Origin of the sequence: Streptomyces nigra (assembly GCF_003074055.1) — a bacterium.
Classification (GTDB): Bacteria; Actinomycetota; Actinomycetes; order Streptomycetales; family Streptomycetaceae; genus Streptomyces; species Streptomyces nigra.
The window spans coordinates 867,054-888,694 of record NZ_CP029043.1 but is presented as its reverse complement, the minus strand read 5'-3'; the positions used below and the strand labels follow the sequence as shown (position 1 = coordinate 888,694).

The 21,641-nt window shown below is 72.9% G+C and carries 18 protein-coding genes; 10 read left to right on the top strand and 8 right to left on the bottom strand.

The features are described from left to right. Window positions 1–17: 17 nt before the first annotated feature. Entirely contained in the window at window positions 18–3,311 is a 3,294-nt protein-coding gene (locus tag DC008_RS04080; protein ID WP_108705757.1) for a sarcosine oxidase subunit delta family protein, read from the top strand. After that, the gene (locus tag DC008_RS04075; RefSeq protein ID WP_108705756.1) at window positions 3,304–3,903 is read left to right on the top strand and encodes a sarcosine oxidase subunit gamma; all 600 of its coding nucleotides are present in this window, start codon (window positions 3,304–3,306) and stop codon (window positions 3,901–3,903) included. Before DC008_RS04080 ends, DC008_RS04075 begins: the two co-directional genes overlap by 8 nt. Window positions 3,904–3,907: 4 nt before the next feature. On the opposite strand, the gene DC008_RS04070 is transcribed toward DC008_RS04075, so the two are convergent. Then, complete coding sequence (locus tag DC008_RS04070) at window positions 3,908–4,831, bottom strand: LysR family transcriptional regulator (RefSeq protein ID WP_108705755.1); 924 nt, start codon at window positions 4,829–4,831, stop codon at window positions 3,908–3,910. A 134-nt stretch (window positions 4,832–4,965) separates the two neighbouring features. On the opposite strand from DC008_RS04070, the gene DC008_RS04065 reads away from it, so the two are divergent. Together DC008_RS04065 and DC008_RS04060 are read left to right on the top strand one after the other, a co-directional pair. Further along, a complete protein-coding gene (locus DC008_RS04065) occupies window positions 4,966–6,165 on the top strand; it encodes a cysteine desulfurase-like protein (protein ID WP_108705754.1) in 1,200 nt (399 codons plus the stop codon). Window positions 6,166–6,269: 104 nt separating this feature from the next. Beyond that, the gene (locus tag DC008_RS04060; RefSeq protein ID WP_055622303.1) at window positions 6,270–6,545 is read left to right on the top strand and encodes a hypothetical protein; all 276 of its coding nucleotides are present in this window, start codon (window positions 6,270–6,272) and stop codon (window positions 6,543–6,545) included. 76 nt (window positions 6,546–6,621) lie between these two features. On the opposite strand, the gene DC008_RS04055 is transcribed toward DC008_RS04060, so the two are convergent. Beyond that, a complete protein-coding gene (locus DC008_RS04055) occupies window positions 6,622–6,927 on the bottom strand; it encodes a hypothetical protein (protein WP_108705753.1) in 306 nt (101 codons plus the stop codon). Between the two features lie 499 nt (window positions 6,928–7,426). Here DC008_RS04055 and DC008_RS04050 point away from each other — a divergent pair, with 499 nt between their 5' ends. Further along, a complete protein-coding gene (locus tag DC008_RS04050) occupies window positions 7,427–8,212 on the top strand; it encodes a response regulator transcription factor (RefSeq protein WP_108705752.1) in 786 nt (261 codons plus the stop codon). Window positions 8,213–8,247: 35 nt separating this feature from the next. Then, window positions 8,248–9,672: a sensor histidine kinase gene (locus tag DC008_RS04045; RefSeq protein WP_244221483.1), complete on the top strand. Its 1,425-nt coding sequence runs from the start codon at window positions 8,248–8,250 to the stop codon at window positions 9,670–9,672. Between the two features lie 26 nt (window positions 9,673–9,698). On the opposite strand, the gene DC008_RS04040 is transcribed toward DC008_RS04045, so the two are convergent. Next, the gene (locus tag DC008_RS04040; RefSeq protein WP_108705751.1) at window positions 9,699–10,907 is read right to left on the bottom strand and encodes a metallophosphoesterase; all 1,209 of its coding nucleotides are present in this window, start codon (window positions 10,905–10,907) and stop codon (window positions 9,699–9,701) included. Window positions 10,908–11,223: 316 nt separating this feature from the next. Here DC008_RS04040 and DC008_RS04035 point away from each other — a divergent pair, with 316 nt between their 5' ends. The 4 genes from DC008_RS04035 (at window position 11,224) to DC008_RS04020 (ending at window position 14,980) form a co-directional block, all read left to right on the top strand. Further along, the gene (locus DC008_RS04035; protein ID WP_108705750.1) at window positions 11,224–11,565 is read left to right on the top strand and encodes an ArsR/SmtB family transcription factor; all 342 of its coding nucleotides are present in this window, start codon (window positions 11,224–11,226) and stop codon (window positions 11,563–11,565) included. Then, window positions 11,562–13,307 (top strand): SulP family inorganic anion transporter, encoded by a 1,746-nt coding sequence (locus DC008_RS04030; RefSeq protein WP_108705749.1) that lies wholly within the window; start codon window positions 11,562–11,564, stop codon window positions 13,305–13,307. The genes DC008_RS04035 and DC008_RS04030 overlap by 4 nt, the downstream gene beginning before the upstream one ends. 171 nt (window positions 13,308–13,478) lie before the next feature. Beyond that, on the top strand, window positions 13,479–13,832 hold the full coding sequence (locus DC008_RS04025) for an ArsR/SmtB family transcription factor (RefSeq protein ID WP_108705748.1): 354 nt from the start codon (window positions 13,479–13,481) through the stop codon (window positions 13,830–13,832). Window positions 13,833–14,020: 188 nt separating this feature from the next. Next, window positions 14,021–14,980 carry a CHAT domain-containing protein gene (locus DC008_RS04020; RefSeq protein ID WP_164492259.1) on the top strand — a complete coding sequence of 320 codons (960 nt, stop codon included), beginning with the start codon at window positions 14,021–14,023 and terminating at the stop codon, window positions 14,978–14,980. A 47-nt stretch (window positions 14,981–15,027) separates the two neighbouring features. Here the strand turns inward: DC008_RS04020 and adh are convergent, their stop codons facing one another. The 5 genes from adh to xylB form a co-directional block, all read right to left on the bottom strand. Then, on the bottom strand, window positions 15,028–16,551 hold the full coding sequence (gene adh / locus DC008_RS04015) for an aldehyde dehydrogenase (RefSeq protein ID WP_108705746.1): 1,524 nt from the start codon (window positions 16,549–16,551) through the stop codon (window positions 15,028–15,030). 142 nt (window positions 16,552–16,693) lie between these two features. After that, a complete protein-coding gene (locus DC008_RS04010) occupies window positions 16,694–18,007 on the bottom strand; it encodes a GAF domain-containing protein (protein ID WP_108710559.1) in 1,314 nt (437 codons plus the stop codon). 82 nt (window positions 18,008–18,089) lie between these two features. Beyond that, complete coding sequence (locus DC008_RS36420) at window positions 18,090–18,476, bottom strand: N-acetylmuramoyl-L-alanine amidase (RefSeq protein ID WP_382107486.1); 387 nt, start codon at window positions 18,474–18,476, stop codon at window positions 18,090–18,092. 451 nt (window positions 18,477–18,927) lie between these two features. Then, window positions 18,928–20,136, bottom strand: coding sequence for an ROK family transcriptional regulator (locus DC008_RS04000; protein WP_108705744.1), 1,209 nt, complete (start codon window positions 20,134–20,136; stop codon window positions 18,928–18,930). Between the two features lie 13 nt (window positions 20,137–20,149). Then, window positions 20,150–21,595 (bottom strand): xylulokinase, encoded by a 1,446-nt coding sequence (xylB, locus tag DC008_RS03995; RefSeq protein ID WP_108705743.1) that lies wholly within the window; start codon window positions 21,593–21,595, stop codon window positions 20,150–20,152. Window positions 21,596–21,641 lie beyond the last annotated feature (46 nt).

Below are 21,641 nucleotides of genomic sequence, written 5' to 3'. Positions count from 1 at the left end.
GCCCCGGGAGCCGACCCATGCTGCTCATCCCCTGCCCGTGGTGCGGGCCCCGCGACGAGGCCGAGTTCCACCACGGCGGCCAGGCCCATGTGCCCTACCCCGAGGACCCGGCCGCTCTGTCCGACGAGGAGTGGGCCCGCTACCTGTTCTTCCGTGCCAACCCCAAGGGCCCGTCCGCGGAACGCTGGATGCACGGGGCAGGCTGCCGCCGCTGGTTCAACGCGATTCGTGACACGTCGACGAACGAGATCCTGCTGGTGTATCGGGCGGGTGAGGAACGCCCGGAGCCACCGGAACGGGCGGAGCCGAGGCGGGCGGTGCCGTCAGACCGTCCTGCTCTCCAGGACGAGACCGATTCAGGCTTTTCAGCCCGTCCGACGTCTGAGGACGAGGCCCGTCCAGGGCCGAAGCGGGGGTCCGGGGGCGGCAGCCCCCGGGGGACGGGAACGGGTAGGGGCGGCAGGGGCGATCCAACCCAACCGTTCCGCCACCCCACCCAAGGCCGAATCAACCGCCGAACCCCCCTCACCTTCACCTTCAACGGCACCAAATACCACGGCTACCAAGGCGACACCCTCGCCTCCGCCCTCCTCGCCGAAGGCGTCATCCAAACAGGCACCAGCGTCAAACTGGGCCGCCCCCGAGGCATCTTCACCGCCGGCGCGGAAGAGCCGAACGCATTCGTCCAGATGGAAGAACCCTTCCCCGAGCCGATGCAACCGGCAACCACCCTCGAGCTGTACGACGGCCTGGCCGCAACCACCCTCCCCACCCCCGGCCGCGGCCGCCTCGCCCCCACCCCCGACCCCGCCCGCTACGACGCCGTACACACCCACTGCGACCTCCTGATCATCGGCGCCGGCCCGGCCGGACTCGCGGCAGCCGCCGCGGCAGCGGACACCGGCGCCCGAGTCGTCCTCGCCGACGACCAGCCCGAGCCCGGCGGCACCCTCCTCACGAGCGCCGACCACCTCGACTGGGTGGAAGAGGTAACCGCCCGCCTCCAGAAGGCCCCCGAGGCCCGCGTCCTCGCCCGCACCACCGTCTTCGGCTACTACGACGACAACCACCTCCTAGCCCTCGAGCGCCGCACGAACCACCTGGGCGCCACCGCCCCCGCCCACCTCGCCCGCGAACGGATATGGCGCATCCGCGCCCGCCGAGTCGTCCTCGCCACCGGCGCCCACGAACGCCCCCTCGCCTTCCCCGACAACGACCGCCCCGGCGTGATGCTGGCCGCCTCGGCCCGTACGTACGTCAACCGGTACGGCGTCCTGCCGGGCCGCGAGGCCGTCGTGTTCACCACCAACGACACCGCGTACCCGGCGGCGCTCGACCTAGCGGCGGCCGGCGTGCACGTCGCCGCCGTCGTCGACACCAGACCCGACGCAGGGGAGTGGGCCGCCCACGCCGAGGCAGCCGGCATCGAGGTACTCCCCGGCCACACCGTCACCGGCACGGCAGGCACCGCCCGCCTCACCACCGTGACGGTCGCCCCCTCCGAACACCCCTCCCGCCAACGGCGATCGCCCGCCGACCTACTCCTGGTCTCCGGCGGCTGGAACCCGGTAGTGCACCTCTTCAGCCAGTCCGGCGGCACCCTCCGCCACGACCCGGTGCTGGGCGCCTTCGTCCCCGACCGGACACGCCAGGCGGTCGAGGCCGTGGGCGCCGCCAGCGGCGTACTCGACCTGAAAACCGCCCTGAAGCAGGGCTCGGACGCCGGCGCCCGAGCCGTCGAGACCGAGGGCCACCCACCCGCACCCACGCCCCCACGTCTGCCGGACCCCGCACCGCAGCCCCGCCCAACACCCCCCATGCGCCTGTACGACATCCCCGGCGACGGCGACGACGCCGGCCCCCGCTTCGTGGACCTCCAACGCGACGTCACCGTCGCCGACCTGGCCCGCGCCACCGGCGCCGGACTGCGCTCCGTCGAACACACCAAGCGCTACACCACGGCCGGCACCGCGGCCGACCAGGGCAAGACCTCGGGCGTCCTGGCGAGCGGCGTCGTCGCCGGACTGCTCGGCATCGACATCGCCGACCTCGGCACGACGACGTTCCGCCCGCCCTACACACCGGTGTCGTTCGCCGCGCTCGCCGGCCGGGACCGGGGCGCCCTGCGCGACCCGGTGCGCACCACAGCCCTGCACGAGTGGCACGTCGCGCACGGCGCCCTCTTCGAGAACGTCGGCCAGTGGAAACGCCCCTGGTACTACCCGCGCGACGGCGAGGACATGACGGCCGCCGTGCTGCGCGAGTGCCGGGCCGCCCGCGAGGGAGTGGCCTGCATGGACGCCTCCACTCTCGGCAAGATCGACGTCCAGGGCCCGGACGCCGGCGTGTTCCTCGACCGGCTCTACACCAACCTGATCAGCACCCTGCGGCCCGGCACGATCCGCTACGGCGTCCTGTGCCGCCCGGACGGCATGGTCTTCGACGACGGCACGGTCACCCGCCTCGCCCCGGACCGCTTCCTCGTCACCACGACCACCGGCAACGCCGCTGCCGTCCTGGACTGGATGGAGGAGTGGCTGCAGACGGAGTGGCCGAAGCTGAAGGTGCACTGCACTTCGGTGACCGAGCAGTGGGCCACGGTGGCCCTGGCCGGCCCGCGGTCCCGCGCGGTGCTGGCCGCCCTCGCACCACAACTCCCGATCGAAGCCGCCGACTTCCCCTTCATGGCCTGGCGCGACGCGACCGTCGCCGGCATCGAGGCCCGGGTCTGCCGGATCAGCTTCTCCGGCGAACTCGCCTACGAGATCAACGTGTCGGCGTGGCACGCCCTCGCCCTCTGGGAGGCGGTGCACACGGCCGGCGCCCCGTACGGCATCACCCCGTACGGCACCGAGACCATGCACGTGCTGCGGGCCGAGAAGGGCTACCCGATCATCGGGCAGGACACCGACGGCACGGTCACCCCGCAGGACCTCGGCATGCACTGGGTGGTGTCCCGCAAGAAACGCGACTTCGTCGGCAAGCGGTCCCACACCCGCGCCGACACCGCCCGCCCCGACCGCAAGCACCTGGTGGGCATCCTGCCCGACGACCACGACACCCTGCTCCCCGAAGGCACCCATCTGATCGCGGACGGTGTGCTGCCGACCCCGCCGGTCCCGACGCTCGGCCATGTCACCTCCAGCTACCGCAGTGCCGCACTCGGCCGCACCTTCGCGCTCGCCCTGGTCAAGGGCGGCCGTGACCGTGTCGGGGAGCGGCTGTTCGCCCCCGTCGGCGGCCGGCTGGTCCCGGTGACCGTCGCCCACCCCGTCCTCTACGACCCCGAGGGAGCCCGCCGCGATGGCTGACCCCGCCCCGCGCAGCCCGCTGGCCCGGCACGCGCACCGCCTGACCGCCGCCACCCGCGCCTCACAGGGCGCGGTCCGGCTGGCCGAGATCCCCTTCCTCACCCAACTGGACATACGCCTCGACCCGAAGGGCCCGGCGGCCGGCGCCGTAGGCCTGGCCCTCGACCTGCACCTCCCCACCCAGCCCAACACCGTCGCCCGCGCCGGGCACCTGACCGCGCTGTGGCTGGGCCCGGACGAGTGGCTGCTGGTGGCGCCACCGGGCGCCGAGCGGCACCTGGAGCGCCGTGTCCGGGAGGCCGCGGGGGAGGAGTCGGTCTCGGTCACCGACGTCTCCGCGCAGCACACCACGCTCCTCGTCTCCGGCGCCCGCGCCCGCGACCTGCTCGCACACGGCTGCTCCCTCGACCTGCACCCACGGGCCTTCGGCCCCGGCCGGTGCGCCCGCACCCGACTGGGCCGCACACAGGTCGTCCTGATCGCCCGGGACACACACCGGGCCGGTTTCTGGGTGCTGGTCCGCTCGACGTTCGCCACCTACCTGACGGACTGGCTGCTGGACGCGGCGACGGAGTATCTCCGGGACGCCTGAGGACCTACGCCCCGACGTCCCGCAGCGCCGCTGTCAGCAGGGTGACCAGCTCGTCGGCGATCGGGGGCCGGGTACCGGGCCGGCTCACGGCCAGCACCTCCCGGCGCATCGGTGCCGACCCCGGCGGCAGCACCACGCGCTGCACGCCGCCCCCGCCGTGCTCACCGTCGATCAGGCTGGCCGGGATCCAGCCGACGGCCAGGCCCGCCCGGATCATCGCCAGCATGCTGTGCAGATCCTCGGTCTCCAGCGTGACCTCGGGGGCGATGCCCAGCTCACCGGCCCAGCGGTGCAGCAGCCGCCGGTCGGGGCTGTGCGCCAGACCGGACGTCCACTCCCGGTCCAGGCAGTCCTCCAGGGCGAGCGGGCGGCCACCGGGCTGCGGGCCGGCGACGAGGACGAGCGGTTCGTGGCCGAGCGAGGTGAGGGACAGTTCGGCGGACGCGACGGGCGGGTCCTCGGGGAGATACCGGTAGGCGATGAGCAGATCGAGGTCGCCGGAGCGCACCCTGGGCAGCCCCGCGTGCGTCTCCACGATGATCAGCCGAACCCGGACGCCCCGCTCCCGGGGCCGCAGCGCGGACAGCACGTCCGGGAACAGATGGCTCACCGCGCTCGGGTACGCGCCGACGCGCAGTTCGGCCACCTCTCGGCGGGCGATGCCGTCGGCGGCGTCCCGGAAGCGGGCGGTCGCCTCGAACAGGTCCGCGGCGGCACCGGCCAGCGACCGTCCGGCGGAGGTGAGGATCAGCCGGCTGCCCGGACGGCGGACCAGCAGCTCGACCCCCAGGTCACGTTCCAGGGCGGCGACGTGCTGCGACACCGCGGACGGCACATAGCCGAGCGCGGTCGCAGCCGCGGCCATGGAGCCGTGCTCGACCACGGCCAGGAAGGTGGACAACAGCTTCAGATCCGGCTGGTCCTTCATGACGCACCGCCTCGCACGAGCCCTCGCCCCATCATGAAACGTGAACTCTCCCTTCGCGATCCATCGCTTTACGTGTCGCACGGCCGGGTGCCAGAGTCTAGGTGTCCACGGCGTCCCGACCGAAAGCCGAGGCCATGGCCATCGACCTGACCGCACTCCGGGCCCACTTCCCCTCCCTTCGGGACGGACTGGCCTTCTTCGACGGACCCGGCGGGACCCAGACCCCGCGCCCCGTCGCCCACGCCATCGCGGCCACGCTGAGCGCACCGCTCTCCAACCGGGGCGCGGTCAGCCCGTCGGAGCTCAACGCCGAACGAGCCGTCGCCGACTTCCGCGCCGCCTACGCCGATCTGCTCGCCGTGCCCGCGCGGGGCGTCGTCCACGGGCGCAGCGCCACCCAGCTGACGTACGACTTCTCCCGGCATCTGGCCAAGGACTGGGCGCCCGGCGACGAGATCGTGCTCAGCCGCCTGGACCACGACTGCAACGTCCGCCCCTGGATCCAGGCCGCCGAACGGGCCGGGGTCACCGTGCGCTGGATCGAGATCGACGCCGGGACCACCGAGCTGGACCTGGACTCGTACGAGCGCGCGCTGTCCTCCCGCACCCGCCTGGTCGCGGTGACCGCCGCCTCGAACGTACTCGGCACCAAGCCGCCTCTACGCCGGATCGCCGACCTGGCGCACGAGGCCGGCGCGCTGGTGTACGTGGACGGCGTGCACTACGCCGCGCACGCCCTCGTGGACATACCGGCCCTCGGCGCCGACCTGTTCGTATGCTCTCCGTACAAATTCCTCGGCCCGCACTGCGGTGTGCTCGCCGCCGCTCCCGAACTGCTGGAGACGCTGCGGCCGGACAAGCTCCTGCCGTCCACCGACGCGGTGCCGGAGCGCTTCGAGTTCGGCACGCTGCCGTACGAGACGCTGGCGGGCGCGACGGCCGCCGTGGACTTTCTCGCAGCCCTGGACCCCGCGGCCGAGGGCGCGCGCCGGGAGCGGCTCGCGCACTCGCTGGCCTCGCTCCACGAGCACGAGACCGTGCTGCGCGCCCAATTGGAGGACGGACTGCGCGCACTCGGTGACGCCGTGACCGTCCATGCGAAGGCGGCCGACCGCACCCCGACCCTGCTGATGACTCTGGAGGGACGCGACGCCCGAGCGGCGCAGGCGCATCTGGCGGCGCGCGATGTGGTGGCTCCCGCCGGGTCGTTCTACGCCTACGAGCCCTTCACCGCGCTGAAACTGCCCGACCCCGCGCTGCGCGTCGGTCTGGCGCCGTACAACACGGCCCAGGAGGTGGACCGTTTCCTGGAGGGGCTGGCGTCCTTCCTCTGACACGGCGCGCCAAAAGGCAATTTGGGACATTTCTCATTAATCTCCGTAAATCGTGAGGGGTCACTCTCTCGCGATTCGCATCCACCTCGCTCCACGGAGATCACATGCTCAAGCTTCGCAAGGCCGCCGTCATGGTCGCCGCCCTCGGCAGCGTCAGCTTCCTCGCCGCCGGCACCGCCCACGCCGACGGCCCGCAGGGCAACGCGTACAACGTCCAGCAGAGCACCGAGTGCAAGTCGCACGACCTGAACATCGACATCCTCGGTGTCGTCGGTCTGCTCAACGGCGTCCTCGGCAGCGGCGTCAACGGCGAGGGCGACTCGGGCGCGCAGAGCACGCACCTCGGCTCGGAGATGGGCTGCAACAACAGCGCCTTCTGAGCGAACCCCTACCGGGGCCACCAGCCAGGCGATCGGCATCAGCCGGTCGCCTGGCTGTCGCGTTTCCGGAGCCGTCTCAGCTCTCCTCGTCGTCGTCCTCATCGTCATCGTCATCGTCGAGGTCGTCGTAGTCGTCGTGGTCGTCGTCGTCCGGTGACGCGCTGCCTTCGGGCTGTTGCCGTTCCGCCGGTTCCGAGGGGGAGTCCGACGGTGGGGACGGTGCCGTCGTCTCGCTGGGGGAGCCGGCGTCCTCCGAGGGGGCCACGATCGACGTGCCGTCCCCGGCGGGCCGCGTCTCGTCCGAACTGAACGTGATGCCGTCGGTGATCATCGACATCACGAAGAGGACGCCGAGGAGGACGCCCCCCCGCCAGCGCGGCACTGGCGGCCGTCGCTCTGCGGTCGCCCAGCCGCTCCCACAGCCCCACGCGGTCCTCACCGATCAGGTCGTCGGCCTGGCGGATGGTGTGGACGTCCTGGCGCGTGGCGGAGGCGTCCGTCGTGTCGGAGTGCGCGAACCGCGAGGATCCGGCTTCGGGGTCGCGTGACACGGTGTCCTTTCTCTCTGCGGGACAGGGCCGTGGTGCGAAACCGCCGGCGGGCTGCGCCGCGCACCGGCCGGTCCGCCCCCACCTCAGGAGCGCGGCTGACGGCGACGGGCCAGTGGACGGTCGAGGAACCTCCAACGTTCTGCCTGTTCCATGGTCGTCACAACGGCGGTGCCTCGCCACGAGAGTGATCCCACAACAACTCCGGTGAACGACAGGTGCCGTGCGCACGTACTCGACGGCGGCGGGCCGTGCGCCGCCCAGACCCATCCGCCTGCCTGCCGCACGCGCCGCTCACTCCCCGCCCTCTCAACCCCCTTGGGAGTCCGCCGAATGCATGTCTTGCTGATCGAGGACGACGATCGGGTGGCCGGTCCCCTGAAGGAAGGGCTGGGCCGTTTCGGCTTCACGGTCGACCGTGCCCGCACCGGAGCGGAAGGGCTCGCCGCCGGACCCTGCGACATGGTGCTGCTGGATCTGGGTCTGCCGGACGTGGACGGCATCGAGGTGTGCCGGGCGCTGCGGCTTCGCTCCCAGGTGCCCATCATCATGATCACCGCCAGGAGCGACGAGGTCGACCGGGTCCTCGGTCTGGAGATCGGTGCCGACGACTACATGTCCAAGCCGTTCGGTGTCCGTGAGTTGATCGCCCGGATCAGGGCCGTCACCCGGCGCTCGCAGAGCGCCTTCGCCGAGGGTCCGCCGACCGCGGCCGCGACCGGGCCCACCACGCTGGGCCGCCCGACTCCGGGCCTCCAGCGGATCGGCCCGCTGACGGTCGACCGCCGGACCCGTCAGGTGCACCTCGGTCGGGAACCGGTCGCCCTGTCCCCGAAGGAGTACGACCTGCTGGTGTGCCTGGCCGACGACCCCGGCGCCGTCTGCACCCGGCAGCACATCCTGGACACCGTGTGGCAGCCCAACTACTTCGGTCCCACCAAGACGTTGGACGTCCACATCGCCGCCCTGCGCCGCAAACTCGGCGACTCCGGCTGGATCGACACCATCCGCGGCGTCGGGTTCCGGCTCCAGCCGCCCGACGCCGCGCGGGTGCCGCCTCCCGCCGCCCCCGAGTCCGCCGTACCGGCGTGGCAGGGGACGGGGGAGAACTTCCGGTGACCCGCCGGCTCCTGCTCAGCTAGCTCAGTGTGACCATGCTCGTCCTGCTCGGCCTGGAAGTGCCTCTCGGCTACTTCTACGCCCGAGGCGAGGTGTCCCGCTTCACCGGCGACGGACGGCACTCGGCCGAACTGCTCGCCCAGGCCCTGGAGGTCCGGGTCGAACGGCGCGCCACCTCGGACGTCCCGGAACTGGTGTCCGACTTCATCGAGGGCAACGGCAGCCATGTCCTCGTCGTCGACGCCACCGGTAAGGTGCTCGCCGACTCGGACGAGGCCATCGCCGTCGGCACCGACCTGTCCGCCCAGCCCGACATCGACGCCGCCCGGCGCGACCGCTCGCTGTCCACCACCCGCGAGAACCGCGCCGTCCAGGGCGACACGTTCACCGTCACCGTGCCCGGCTCCTCCGGTACGACCGTCCGCTGCGTGGTCCGCGTCTCCTACCCGGTCGCCCCGGTCACCGCGAAGATCCACGGCATCTGGACGACCCTGGCCCTGATCGGCCTGGGCCTGCTCGTGGCCGTCGCCGCCATCGCCTTCGCGCTCGCCCACTGGGCCACCGGACCCGTACGGGCCCTGGAGCACGCCACCGCCGAACTCGCCGACGGCAGCCTGAAGGCGCCGCCCACCACCTCGCAGGGCCCGCCCGAACTCCGGCGCCTCGCCCACACGTTCACCCGGACCGCGACCCGGCTGCAGCATCTGCTCCAGGCACAGCGGGCGTTCGCCTCCGAGGCCTCCCACCAGCTGAAAACCCCGCTGACCGCGCTACGGCTGCGGCTGGAGAACTTCGAGCCCTACCTCGATCCGCGCGCCCACGGCAGCCTCGAGGAGGCGGTGGGGGAGGTGGAACGCCTCGGCCGTATGGTGCACGGACTGCTGGCCCTGGCCCGGCTCGAGAACTCCGCGACCGCCCCGGAGGCCACCGACCTCGACGCGGTCGTGGCCGACCGCGCGGCCACCTGGACCGCCTTCGCCGCCGAGCACCATGTCGACATCATGGTGACCGGAGACCCGGCCGGCCGGGTCTGGGCGGTCCCCGGTGCCCTGGAGCAGGTCATCGACAACCTGCTCTCCAACGCCCTCCGGGTCACCCCGCCTGGCACCGCGATCACGCCGGCCACCCGGCGCACCGGCGACGAACGCTCAGGCGGGGGACGCTCCGGCGGTGTCGAACTCCATGTGATCGCCCAGGGACCCGGTATGAGCGAGTCGGAACGGGAACGCGCCTTCGACCGGTTCTGGCGGGCCGCCGACTCCTACCACGAGGGCACCGGCCTCGGCCTGCCCATCGTGCGCCAACTCACCCGGGCCGGCGGCGGCGACGTCATCCTGAAGGTCGCACCCGGCGGTGGTCTGGACGCCGTGGTCCGGCTGCGCCCCGTGGTGGAACAGCCCACCGGCACGCCCCGCCGCGCACGGTCGGGCCAACGGGAGGAATGGGTCTCGGTGTTCTGACGGGCGCGTCTGCGCGCCGGCGCCCTTCAGTGCTCGCCGTGGAGCACGAGCAGGGTGATCTCGCTGGGTGCGAAGACCCGGAAGGGCGGGCCCCAGAAGCCGGTGCCACGGCTGGTGTAGAGCTGGGTGCGGGTGCCGTGCCGGCTGAGCCCGGCGAGAGCGGGCTGGTCGAGTCGGACCAGGTGGTGGAAGGGCCAGATCTGGCCGCCATGGGTGTGTCCGGACAGCTGGAGGTCGACACCGGCGGCCGCCGCCCGGTCCACGAACTTCGGCTGGTGCGCCAGGAGCAGCACGGGCAGGTCGGGGTCGGCGCCCGACAGGGCCGCGGCGACGTCGGCCCGGTGACCGGGCAGGCCGGAGGACTGGGCGGTGACGTCGTCCACGCCGGCGACGACGAGGGTGTCACCGCCGCGTTCGAGCAGCAGATGGCGGTTGCGCAGCGGCTCCCAGCCCAACTCGTCCATCAGGTCGACCCAGCCCTGGGCCTCGCTGTAGTACTCGTGGTTGCCGGTGACGTACACCTTGGCCCGCGAGGCGCGCACCGTGCCGAGCGGGGCGGCCTGGGCGCGGCGGCGGTCGGCGGTGCCGTCCGCGATGTCGCCGGTGTGGCACACCACGTCGGCGTCCAGGCCGTTCACCGTCTCGCAGACCCGCGCGGACCAGCGGGCGCGGTCGAGAGGGCCGTAGTGGGTGTCGGTGACGAGGGCGACCCGCAGGCCGTCCAGCCCGGCGCCGAGCCGGGGGAGCCGGACGTCGACCTGCCGCACGCGGGGGACGCGCCGGGCCTCCGCGTAGCCCCAGGCGAGCAGGACGGCGGTGACGCCGAGGACGGCCCAGGTGACGATCCGGGCCCGGTCCTGTCCCTCGCCGACACCGGCCAGGGCGAGCGCGATCCGCAGCGGCACGCCCAGCAGCACCGACCAGGTGAACAGCACCCAGCTGCCGCCCAGCAACGAGTCGCCGAGGACGGCCGCCCGGTCCTGCTGGCGCCGCCCGTGACCACGCGCCATCGCGACCGGCATGACCACGAGGCCCAGTACGAAGAGGGCGGTGCCGGTGAGCGTGACGGGGAGCGGCCACTGCTGACCGGTGTGCAGGAGCACCCAGCACGGCACGGCCCACAGCAGGACGGGGGCGATCGCGGGGAGGTAGCGCATCACGCGGTACAGCAGCCGCCTCGGCCGCGGGGTCCGCGTCTCGCCGTCGGTGGATCGGGTGTTGCTGGTGTCGGTCACGCGTCCCCTCCAACGAACTGCCGTCTTTCCGCACTGTATCCGCCGCCCTCGGGACCTGTGCGGGCTGGCCGGGCATGGGGCGCAGCGGGTGGGCGGCCGCACGGGGTGAGCCGCACGAGGGGGGCCGTCTGTGGAAAATGCTGAATTGCAAAATTACGCAATTGCATAGATGCTGTTGTTGCTGCTCACGCAAAGGCGTGCCGACGCAAGGGTGTGCAGACGCCAGGACGCACCGACGACAGGACATGCCGACGCCCGGGTGCCGCACCTCCACAGGCCCCCGCCCGGGGTGCCGTCCGCAGGAAGCCGAGGGGTCGTGTCCGTTCCGCTGTACCAGGCCAAGGCCGAGTTCTTCCGGACGTTGGGGCATCCCGTCCGTATCCGGGTCCTGGAGCTCCTGCAGGACGGGCCGATGCCGGTCAGGGACCTGCTGGCCGCCATGGAGATGGAGGCGCCCGGCCTGTCGCAGCAGCTCGCGGTGCTGCGACGGTCCGGCATCGTCACCTCCACCCGGCAGGGCTCCACAGTCGTCTACGAGCCGGCCGGCGGTGACGTCGCCGACCTCATGCGCGCCGCGCGCCGCATCCTGACCGACATGCTCGCCGGACGGGGCGAACTGCTGGCCGAGCTGAAGGAAGCCGAGGTCGTCGCGCGATGACCTCCGGTGCCCGCCGGGTGTGGACCCGGATCACCTCCCTGCTCCCCGGCCGCGACGACCTCGCCGACGTACGGCGCGACCCGCGCCGGGACCTCCTCGCGGGGCTGACCGTCGCGATCGTGGCGCTGCCGCTCGCCCTCGGCTTCGGGGTCTCCTCCGGGCTGGGCGCCGAGGCGGGCCTGGCCACCGCCGTCGTCGCGGGCGCCCTGGCCGCCGTCTTCGGCGGCTCGAACCTCCAGGTCTCCGGACCCACGGGGGCGATGACCGTCGTCCTGGTGCCGATCGTCGGCACGTACGGCCCGACCGGCGTGCTGACGGTGGGCCTGATGGCCGGCGTGCTGCTGGTGGCCCTGGCCGCGCTGCGCGCCGGGAAGTACATGCGGTACGTGCCCGCCCCGGTGGTCGAGGGCTTCACCCTCGGCATCGCCTGCGTCATCGGCCTCCAGCAGATCCCCAACGCCCTGGGCGTGCCCAAGCCCGAGGGCGACCGGGTCCTGGTGGTCACCTGGCACGCGGCCGAGGAGTTCGCCCACTCCCCGAACTGGACCGCCGTCGGCCTAGCCGTCGCCGTGGCCGCCGTCATGCTCGCGGGTGCCCGGTGGCGGCCTACCGTCCCCTTCTCGATCGTCGCGGTGATCGCCGCCACCGTCGTCGCCCAGCTCGCGCACCTGGACGCGGCGCAGCCGATCGGCGACCTGCCGTCCGGCCTGCCCGCCCCGACCCTCGCCTTCCTCGACCCCGGCGCGCTCGGCTCCCTGCTCGCACCCGCCGTCGCGGTCGCCGCCCTCGCCGCCCTTGAGTCCCTGCTGTCGGCCTCGGTCGCCGACGGCATGACCGTCGGACAGCGGCACGACCCCGACCGGGAACTCTTCGGACAGGGCCTGGCCAACATCGCGTCCCCCCTGTTCGGCGGCGTCCCCGCGACCGGTGCCATCGCCCGCACCGCCGTCAACGTCCGCACCGGCGCGACCTCACGGCTCGCCTCCCTCACCCACGCCGCCGTCCTGGCCGTGATCGTCTTCGCCGCAGCGCCCCTCGTCTCCAGTATCCCGCTGGCCGCGCTGGCGGGCGTTCTGCTGGCCACCGCGATCCGCATGGTCGAGGTCGGCTCCCTGCGGGCCATGGCCCGAGCCACCCGCTCCGACGCCGTGATCCTCGTCCTCACCGCCGTCGCCACCCTGGCCCTGGACCTCGTGTACGCCGTGATCATCGGCCTCGTCGCCGCCGGCGCCCTCGCCCTGCGGGCGGTGGCCAGGCAGGCCCGACTGGACCAGGTCCCGCTGGACCGAGGCGACCACAGCGCCGAGGAGCACGCCCTGCTCGCCGAGCACATCGTGGCCTACCGGCTCGACGGCCCCCTGTTCTTCGCCGCCGCCCACCGCTTCCTGCTCGAACTGACCGAGGTCGCGGACGTCCGGGTGGTCGTCCTGCGCATGTCGCGGGTGTCGACGATGGACGCCACGGGCGCCCTCGTCCTGAAGGACGCGGTCGAGAGACTGACCCGCCGCGGCATCCTCGTCCTCGCCTCCGGCATACGGCCCGGCCAACGCCAGGTCCTGGACTCCGTGGGCGCGCTCGAACTGCTCCAGCCCGACGGCCGGGAGTACGCCACCACCCCGGAGGCGATCCGCGCCGCCCGCGACCACCTGGAACTGACGGGAGTCCTGTCGGCCGACACGGTCCCGCAGCAGCCGGCACCGAAGGCCTCGCTGCCGTCGGAGTCCCAGGAAGAACCCGCCTGACCGGGCCGGCGTCCGGGCGCTCAGGCAGTGCGGGACCCTTCTGCCCGATTGCTAATGTTGGCAATTCGAGAGGTCGTCACCACAGAACAGCGGTGCGCCCGGAACCGAGCGCGGAATCGGCGGTGCCGGCTCTGCCGGCGAGGATGGCAGCATGGACACGGAGGCGGCACGATGAGCACGCCGCTGTACCAACTGAAGGCCGAGTTCTTCAAGACGCTCGGGCATCCCGCCCGCATCCGGGTCCTGGAACTCCTCAGCGAACGCGAGCACGCGGTCGCGGAGATGCTGCCCGAGGTGGGCATCGAACCCCCGCACCTCTCCCAGCAACTGGCGGTCCTGCGCCGCGCCAACCTCGTCACGACCCGCAGGGAGGGCGCCACCGTGTACTACTCCCTGGCCACCCCCCAGGTCGCCGAACTCCTGCGCGTCGCCCGCACCATCCTCTCGGGCGTCCTCACCGGCCAGGCCGAACTGCTGGCGGATCTCCAGGCGGGGTCCGGCCCGACGGCCGAACCGCCGTCCTGACTCGGCCCGGGCGCGGACCGGTGCGAGCGCCGCTGGAGCGAGGTGCCGTCCTCATCACTCCCGACGGCACCGCCGAATAGGTCGCCCTGCCGGCCACCTCCGGCGACGACGAGGCGCTGGCCGGATACATCGAGGCCCTGCGATCCCGCACACGCCCCGCCGACGACCCAGAGGCACGCACCGAGGCCGTGGCGCGATGGCGAGAGGCGCTGCGGGAGTTGGCAGAACGGACGGGACGCAGCCACCTCGCTCCGCTGCTCCACACGCTGACGCGCCGTTGCGGACGGCGCACCGACGGCCGCCACCGGGTCGTTCTCGTCCCGGTGGGCGATCTCGCGTTCGTGCCGTGGGCGGCGGCCGTCCTGGACCGAGGGGTCCCCGCCATGGACCGGCTGGTGATGACCATGGTCTGCGGAGCCCGACAGTTCATCGCCGCCTCGGAGCTCCCCAGGGTCGGACCGGCCCGCACCGCCCTCCTCGTCAACGGCCTCACCGGCAAGGAGGCGACGTGGGCCGCGACGGGCCTGCTGCACGAGGCGGTCTACCCCGACGCGGTCCGCCCGTCCACCGAGGAGACCACCGTGCCCTGGCTGCTCGGGCACCTGTCCGACGAGCACTTCGACGTCGTGGACATCGCCGCTCATCTGGCCGCCGACGTGACCGAGTCCTGGCGCGCCCGGATCGTCCTGCCAGGTGGGGGACTGGGGATCGACCGGATCGGCGCGCTGGACCTCACCGGTGAGGGTGTTTCCGGTGCCTCGGGCGGCGTATGCGTGTCACTCGCGTGCTGTGCCAGCAACGTCAGTCTCAGCCACCCGGACGAGGGCTTCACGGTGGCCTCGGCCTTCCTCGCCGCCCGAGCGAGCGCGGTCATCGCCTCGCTGTGGCCGTTGACCAACGCCACCACGGGCTTTCTGATGACCGTCTTCCACTACCACCTGAGCGTGGGCCGCGAGCCCGCCGAGGCGCTGCGTCGTGCCCAGCGCTGGATGCGCGACCCCGACCGGCGCGTCCCGGGAGGCTTCCCGGAACCGCTCGCCGAAGCCTTCGCGGACCGGGTCGCCCGGGTCGAGGCCGCCCTGCGCAGACGCGGAGACACCATGACGTCACCGGCCCACTGGGCGGGGGTCGTCCACATGGGCCGGTGAGAGGGGGTGTCGGGTGTCCGGAAGGAGCGGGTCCAGAAGAGGCGGGTCTAGAAGAAGCCCAGCTTCTTCGGCGAGTAGGAGACCAGGAGATTCTTCGTCTGCTGGTAGTGCTCCAGCATCATCTTGTGCGTCTCCCGGCCGATCCCGGAGCCCTTATATCCGCCGAATGCGGCATGTGCCGGGTACGCGTGGTAGCAGTTCGTCCACACCCGGCCCGCCTGGATGGCCCGCCCCGCGCGGTACGCCGTGTTCACGTCGCGGGTCCACACACCCGCGCCGAGGCCGTACAGCGTGTCGTTGGCGATCTTGATGGCGTCGTCGAAGTCGTCGAACGACGTCACCGACACGACCGGTCCGAAGATCTCCTCCTGGAAGATCCGCATACGGTTGTCGCCCTCGAAGATGGTCGGCTGGACGTAGTAGCCGCCCTTCAACTCGCCCTCGTGCTCGAGGCGCTCCCCGCCCGTGAGGACCTTCGCGCCCTCCTGCCGGCCGATGTCGAGGTAGGAGAGGATCTTCTCCAACTGGTCGTTGGACGCCTGCGCGCCGATCATCGTGTCCGTGTCCAGCGGATGACCGGTCTTGATCTGCTCGGTCCGCGCGACCGCGGCCTCCATGAACTCCGCGTACTGGCCCCGCTGCACCAGCGCCCGGGACGGACAGGTGCAGACCTCGCCCTGGTTGAGAGCGAACATCGTGAAGCCCTCGAGCGCCTTGTCCCGGAAATCGTCGTTCGCCGACCAGACGTCGTCGAAGAAGATGTTCGGGGACTTGCCGCCGAGCTCCAGCGTCACCGGCGTGATGTTCTCCGAGGCGTACTGCATGATCAACCGGCCCGTGGTGGTCTCACCGGTGAACGCCACCTTCGCCACCCTCGGGCTGGACGCCAGCGGCTTGCCCGCCTCCACACCGAAGCCGTTGACGATGTTCAGCACGCCGGGCGGCAGCAGATCGGCGACCAGGCTGAGCCAGTAGTGGATGGACGCCGGGGTCTGCTCGGCCGGCTTGAGCACCACCGCGTTGCCCGCGGCCAGCGCCGGCGCAAGCTTCCACGTCGCCATCAGGATCGGGAAGTTCCACGGGATGATCTGCGCGACGACGCCCAACGGCTCATGGAAGTGGTACGCCACCGTGTCGTCGTCGACCTCCCCGAGCGTGCCCTCCTGCGCCCGGATCGTGCCCGCGAAATAGCGGAAGTGGTCGATGGCCAGCGGGATGTCGGCCGCCAGCGTCTCGCGCACCGGCTTGCCGTTCTCCCAGCTCTCGGCGACGGCCAGCCGCTCCAGGTTGGCCTCCATCCGATCGGCGATCTTCAGCAGGATGCCGGCCCGCTCGGTGACCGCCGTACGGCCCCACGCCGGAGCGGCCGCGTGCGCCGCGTCGAGCGCCCGCTCCACGTCCTCCGCCGTGCCCCGCGCGATCTCGGTGAACGGCTGACCGGTCACCGGCGACGGGTTCTCGAAGTACTGCCCCCGGCTCGGCGGCACATACTCACCACCGATGAAGTGGTCGTAACGCGCCTGGTAGGAGACGATCGCGCCGTCGGTGCCGGGCGCCGCGTAACGGGTCATCTTGCTCTGCCTCCCGAAGAAGCGCTGCCCGCCGTTGGGCAGCTCGCACCGCGAGGCTAGGAGCGGCGAGGTTGCAACCAGGTTGCGTGCCCCCCGCCCGGCCCCCGCCCCCCCCGCCGCCCCGCCCCGCCCACGGCCGCGCTCACCACGGCGAACGGCGCTCCCGTACGGGGCCGGCCGTCAGTTCGTGCTCCAGCGCAGCCAGCCGCGACAGTACGGCCGGTATCGGCCGGACCGCCGCCAGCGCCCGCCACACGTCGAGGTCGTCCTCACCCCACGGCGCGTGTGCCCAGTCGGCCAGCAGGTCCGGGTCGCGACGGGCGATCAGGGCCGTCCGCAGCCCGTCGGCCAGGCGGCGCCTGAGCCGCACCACCGCCGGCGCCTGCGAACCCGGCAGCAGCGGCCCGGCGTACGCCGTCGCCGCCGCCGTGACCGCGCCCGCCTCCAGCCGCCGTTCCACGACCGCCACGTCCGACTCCACCGGCACCAGCAGGCGGTAGGGCCGCGAGCCCAGCAACGACGGGCCCAACGTCCGGCGCAGCCGGGCCAGTTCGGCGCGCAGGGTCACCGGCGTCACCGACTCGTCCTCGTACAGCGCGCACAGCAGCTCGTCCCCCGTCAGCCCCTCCGGATGACGTGCCAGCAGCACCACTATCTCGCTGTGCCGCCGGCTCAGCCTGATCCTGCGGCCGGCGACGAGCAACTGCGCCTCATCCCGCCCCAGCGCCGTCAGTTCCGGCGCGCCCACCGGGTCGTCCTGGGGGCCGAGCAGCGCCAGATGGGACTCCGCGGCCCGGGCGACCGCCTGCACGAACCCCAGACTGTGCGGATGCGCGAGCCCGTCCCCGCCCGTGATGTCCACGGCCCCGAGGACCCGCCCGGTGCGCGGATCGTGCACCGGCGCCGCCGCACACGTCCACGGCTGCACCCGGCGGATGAAATGCTCCGCCGCGAACACCTGCACGGGACGGTCCACGGCGACCGCCGTCCCCGGCGCGTTCGTCCCCACGGCCGTCTCCGCCCAGCGCGCCCCCGGCACGAAGTTCATCCCGTCCGCCTTGCGCCGGGTCGCCGGATGCCCCTCGACCCACAACAGTCGGCCGTGCGCGTCGCACACCGCGAGCAGATGCTCCCCGTCGGCGGCGAACGTGCCCATCAGCTCCCGGAACAACGGCATCACCCGCGCCAGCGGATGCTCCGCCCGGTAGGTGCCGAGGTCGCCGTCCGCCAGCTCCACGCTCGCCGTGCCGTCCGGACCGACCCCCGCCCGCGCCGATCGCCGCCACGAGTCCGCCACCACGGCACGTACCGGCCTCGGCACGGTGCCCACCGCGGTGAAGGTCTCATGGGCGCGGCGCAGCACTCGGACACGTTCGGCAGGGTCGGTCCCGGGCTCCAGGGCCACCCATGGATCGGACACGTCGGCCTCCCCGGACGGCGATGCGGCTGGGGACATCGTCACGCCGGGTAGGCGTGCCGACAACCACTTCGACGCCGCTCACTCGAACGATGTCCCGGCGGCGCGGCCGTACGAACCCTCAGGCGGCGTCGACCAGACGTAGGTAGCGCGCCCAGTCCCAGTGCGGTCCGGGATCGGTGTGGTCGCTGCCCGGCACCTCGTGGTGCCCGATGATGTGCGCGCGGTCCTTGGGTATCCCGCGCCGGGCGCATATCGCGGCCGTGAGGCGGGCGGAAGCCTCGTACATGACGTCGGTGTAGTAGGACGGCTCGTCCACCCAGCCCTCGTGCTCGATGCCGATGCTGCGCTCGTTCTCCTCCCAGTTCCCCGCGTGCCAGGCGATGTCGGACTCGCGGACGCACTGCGAGATGTGCCCGTCGGAGGACCGGACGACGTAGTGCGCGGACACTTTCTTCCGTCCGGCCTCGAAGAGGAACAGGGTCTTTCGGTAGGCGGTCTGGGTCATGTGGATGATCACGCGGTCTATGGGGCGGACCGTCCCGGGGGCCACGGCCGTGTACGCGCTTCTGCCCGCCGGCCTCCACTCGGCGGACGGCTGATCCGGTCCGGGGACATGCGCCCCGGCCGGCCGCTCGGGAAGCAGGACGTAGGGGACTGCGGCGAGTGCGGTCCCCTGTAGGACCCGACGTCTGTTGAGGTGCGGACGTACGCGCTCCACGACGTGAACCGCCTTTCTCAAGGGGTGGGGTGTGGGCGGGAGCCCAGAGGAGAGGAGAGGGCGACGCCCGCCCGGGTTCCTCACCCGGCCCGTGCGGGCGGCGTGTGAATCAAGGTACGGCCCCGAACCACCAGGCAGAAGGGCTGATCCGGTTTCCGTGGACGGCCCGCGACTTGTGGACAACTCGCTCACTCGTGTGAGTGAACTGGGCCTCGCGCAGGCGGAATTCAGGCCCGAATCAGGCCCGCGTGGCCACCGACGCCGGGTCGTCCAGCACCGCCCGCACCACCGCGTGCGCGGCCCCGAGCAGCGGACCCTCCGGGCCCAGCTTTGACACGGACACCGGACAGGCGGGGCCCGCGGTCCGGCGGTCCAGTTCGGACTCCAGCGACGGCAGAAGCCACGGCGCCAGCGCGGCCAGGGCGCCGCCGAGCACCACCGTGCGGGGGTCGAGCAGATTGACCGCGCCCGTCAGCGCGATGCCGAGCGCCGTCCCCGCCTCGCGCAGTGCGCCCCGTACGTCCTCGTCCCCTGCGGCTGCCCGCCGCGCCAGCAGCCCCACCTGGTCCTCGCCCGGTTCGAGTCCGGCCGCGCGCAGCACCGCCTCCTCACCCGCGTACTGCTCGAGGCAGCCACGGCCCCCGCACGGGCACGCCGGTCCCTCGGGCTGGACGGGGACATGCCCCAGCTCGCCCGCGAATCCACGGGTCCCGTGCAGCAGTGATCCGTCCACGACGACCGCGGCGCCGATGCCGATCTCCGCCGACACGTGCAGGAAGTCCGGCGGGGTCTCGTCGCCCAGCCACAGCTCGGCGAGGGCGCCGAAGTTGGCCTCGTTGCCGACCGTGAGGGGCACGTCGGTGGCGAGCAGGTCGCCCAGGTCGGCGTCCCGCCAGTCGAGGTTCGGGGCGCGGACGACGGTGCGGGCGTCGCGGGCCACGAGACCCGGCACGGCCACCGCCAGACCGGCGGGCCACAGCCCCTCACGGCCCGCCTCCGCGACGACCTGGTCCACCAGCTCGCGGAGTTCGGCGAGCACGGGCTCGGCGGCCCGGCCCCGGTTCGCGGCATGCCGCACCGCGCGGGCCCGCACCTCGCCACGCAGATCCACGGCGCAGACGGCGAGATGATCCACGCCGACCTCCGCGCCGATCCCGGCCGGACCGTGCGCGCTGACCGCCAGGGCCGACCCGGGACGGCCGACCCTGCCGGGCCGCTCGGGACCCAGCTCCTCCAGCAGGCCCGAGCGGATGAGCTCGTCGACCAGGGTGGACACCGCAGCGCGGGTCAGCCCGATACGGGAGGCCACGGCAGCGCGCGAGAGCGGTCCCTCGGCGCTGACCGTGTGCATCACCCGGGCCAGATTGCGGCGGCGCATGCCCTGCTGGGTGTCGGGCAGCGTGCGCCCGGCCCCGGCCGGGTTGACCTCGTGCAGCGGTGCGGTCATGCCTCCGTCTTCCTCAGTGCGCCTCAGGGCTCCGCTCCAGCAGCGGGGCCGCGTCGGAGAGTACCCCGCTGATCCTCGCCAGCGTCTCGTCGTCCCGCTCCACGGCGTCCAGCACCGGCCCGCGCGCGGTGTTCCAGCGCCGGGCGACCGCGGCCGGGTCCTCGCCGGTCAGCAGCCCGGCGGCCTGCGCGGCGGCGCCGAGCGCGACCAGCTCCTTGGCCTCCGGGACCTGAACCGGGCGTCCCGACAGCCGGCGGACGGTCTGCTGCCAGGCCGTGCCCCGGGCGCCCCCGCCGATCAGCAGCAGCGGAACCGAACGGTCCGCGTCCTCGTCGAGCACCAGGTCCAGGGCGCCCAGCAGCGCGTGGACGGCACCGTCGTACGCCGCCTGCAGAAGCTGCCCCGGAGTGGTGTCGTGCCGCAGGCCGTGCAGCACACCGGACGCGTGCGGCAGATTCGGCGTCCGCTCGCCGTCCAGGAAGGGCAGGAAGGTCAGGTTCGACACCGGTTCCACGGCCTCCCGGTCGAGGCCCAGCAGGGCGGCGAGCTTGTCGACGGCGAGAGTGCAGTTCAGCGTGCAGGCGAGCGGCAGCCAGTCGCCGTGCGCGTCGGCGAAGCCCGCCACGGTGCCGGTCGGGTCCGCCGGGCGCCGCCGCGACACGGCGTACACGGTGCCCGAGGTGCCGAGGCTGAGGACCGGCGCGCCGGGGAGCAGGCCGAGGCCCAGCGCCGCCGCCGCGTTGTCGCCGGTGCCGGGCGCCACCAGGGTGCCCTTGGAGAAGGGCAGGTCGTGGCTGTCGCGCACGGTGCCCGCGACCTCGCCGGGCCGGACCACACGGGGCAGCAGCGCCGGGTCCAGGCCGACGTGCTCCAGGATCCCGGCGTCGTACGTCTCCGTCTCCGACGCCCACCAGCCCGTGCCGGAGACGTCGCCCCGGTCGGTGGTGCCCTGACCCGTCAGACGCTCGGTGAGGTAGTCGTGGGGGAGGCGCACGGCCCGCGTGGCTCGCACCGACTCCGGCTCGTTCTCGGCCAGCCACGCCCACTTCGTCACCGTGAACGAGGCCGTCGGGACGGAGCCCGTCCGGTCCGCCCAGACCTTCGCACCGCCCAGCTCCTCCGTCAGGCGGCGGGCCTGCGGCGCGGAGCGCACGTCGTTCCACAGCAGAGCCGGACGCACCGGCTCACCGTGCTCGTCCAGCGTGACCAGACCGTGCTGCTGCCCGCCGATCGACACGGCGGCCGCCTCACGCGCGGGCTGGCCGCACTGGCGCAACGCCTCGCACAGGGCGTCGTACCACTGGCGGGGGTCGCTCTCGCGGCCCGCGCCGGACGTGACGGTGTGCGGTGCCTGGCCGCTCGCGACGACCCGCCCGGTCGACACGTCGACGACCAGCGCCTTGGTGGACTGGGTGGACGTGTCCACGCCGACGACGAGCGGACCCTCGGCTGCTGACATCGGGTTCTCCCTTTTTCCGCGGCTCTGCGGCTCTCTGACCTGCTGT

Bases quoted from the DNA above. Each gene is read 5' to 3' on its own strand.
- DC008_RS04060 (WP_055622303.1), top strand. From the start codon at position 6,270: ATGCTCAAGCTTCGCAAGGCCGCCGTCATGGTCGCCGCCCTCGGCAGC.
- DC008_RS04070 (WP_108705755.1), bottom strand. From the start codon at position 4,831: ATGAAGGACCAGCCGGATCTGAAGCTGTTGTCCACCTTCCTGGCCGTG.
- DC008_RS04080 (WP_108705757.1), top strand. From the start codon at position 18: ATGCTGCTCATCCCCTGCCCGTGGTGCGGGCCCCGCGACGAGGCCGAG.
- adh (WP_108705746.1), bottom strand. From the start codon at position 16,551: ATGACCCGTTACGCGGCGCCCGGCACCGACGGCGCGATCGTCTCCTAC.
- DC008_RS04045 (WP_244221483.1), top strand. From the start codon at position 8,248: ATGCTCGTCCTGCTCGGCCTGGAAGTGCCTCTCGGCTACTTCTACGCC.
- DC008_RS36420 (WP_382107486.1), bottom strand. From the start codon at position 18,476: ATGACCCAGACCGCCTACCGAAAGACCCTGTTCCTCTTCGAGGCCGGA.
- DC008_RS04050 (WP_108705752.1), top strand. From the start codon at position 7,427: ATGCATGTCTTGCTGATCGAGGACGACGATCGGGTGGCCGGTCCCCTG.
- DC008_RS04065 (WP_108705754.1), top strand. From the start codon at position 4,966: ATGGCCATCGACCTGACCGCACTCCGGGCCCACTTCCCCTCCCTTCGG.
- DC008_RS04030 (WP_108705749.1), top strand. From the start codon at position 11,562: ATGACCTCCGGTGCCCGCCGGGTGTGGACCCGGATCACCTCCCTGCTC.
- DC008_RS04075 (WP_108705756.1), top strand. From the start codon at position 3,304: ATGGCTGACCCCGCCCCGCGCAGCCCGCTGGCCCGGCACGCGCACCGC.
- xylB (WP_108705743.1), bottom strand. From the start codon at position 21,595: ATGTCAGCAGCCGAGGGTCCGCTCGTCGTCGGCGTGGACACGTCCACC.
- DC008_RS04000 (WP_108705744.1), bottom strand. From the start codon at position 20,136: ATGACCGCACCGCTGCACGAGGTCAACCCGGCCGGGGCCGGGCGCACG.
- DC008_RS04025 (WP_108705748.1), top strand. From the start codon at position 13,479: ATGAGCACGCCGCTGTACCAACTGAAGGCCGAGTTCTTCAAGACGCTC.
- DC008_RS04010 (WP_108710559.1), bottom strand. From the start codon at position 18,007: ATGTCCCCAGCCGCATCGCCGTCCGGGGAGGCCGACGTGTCCGATCCA.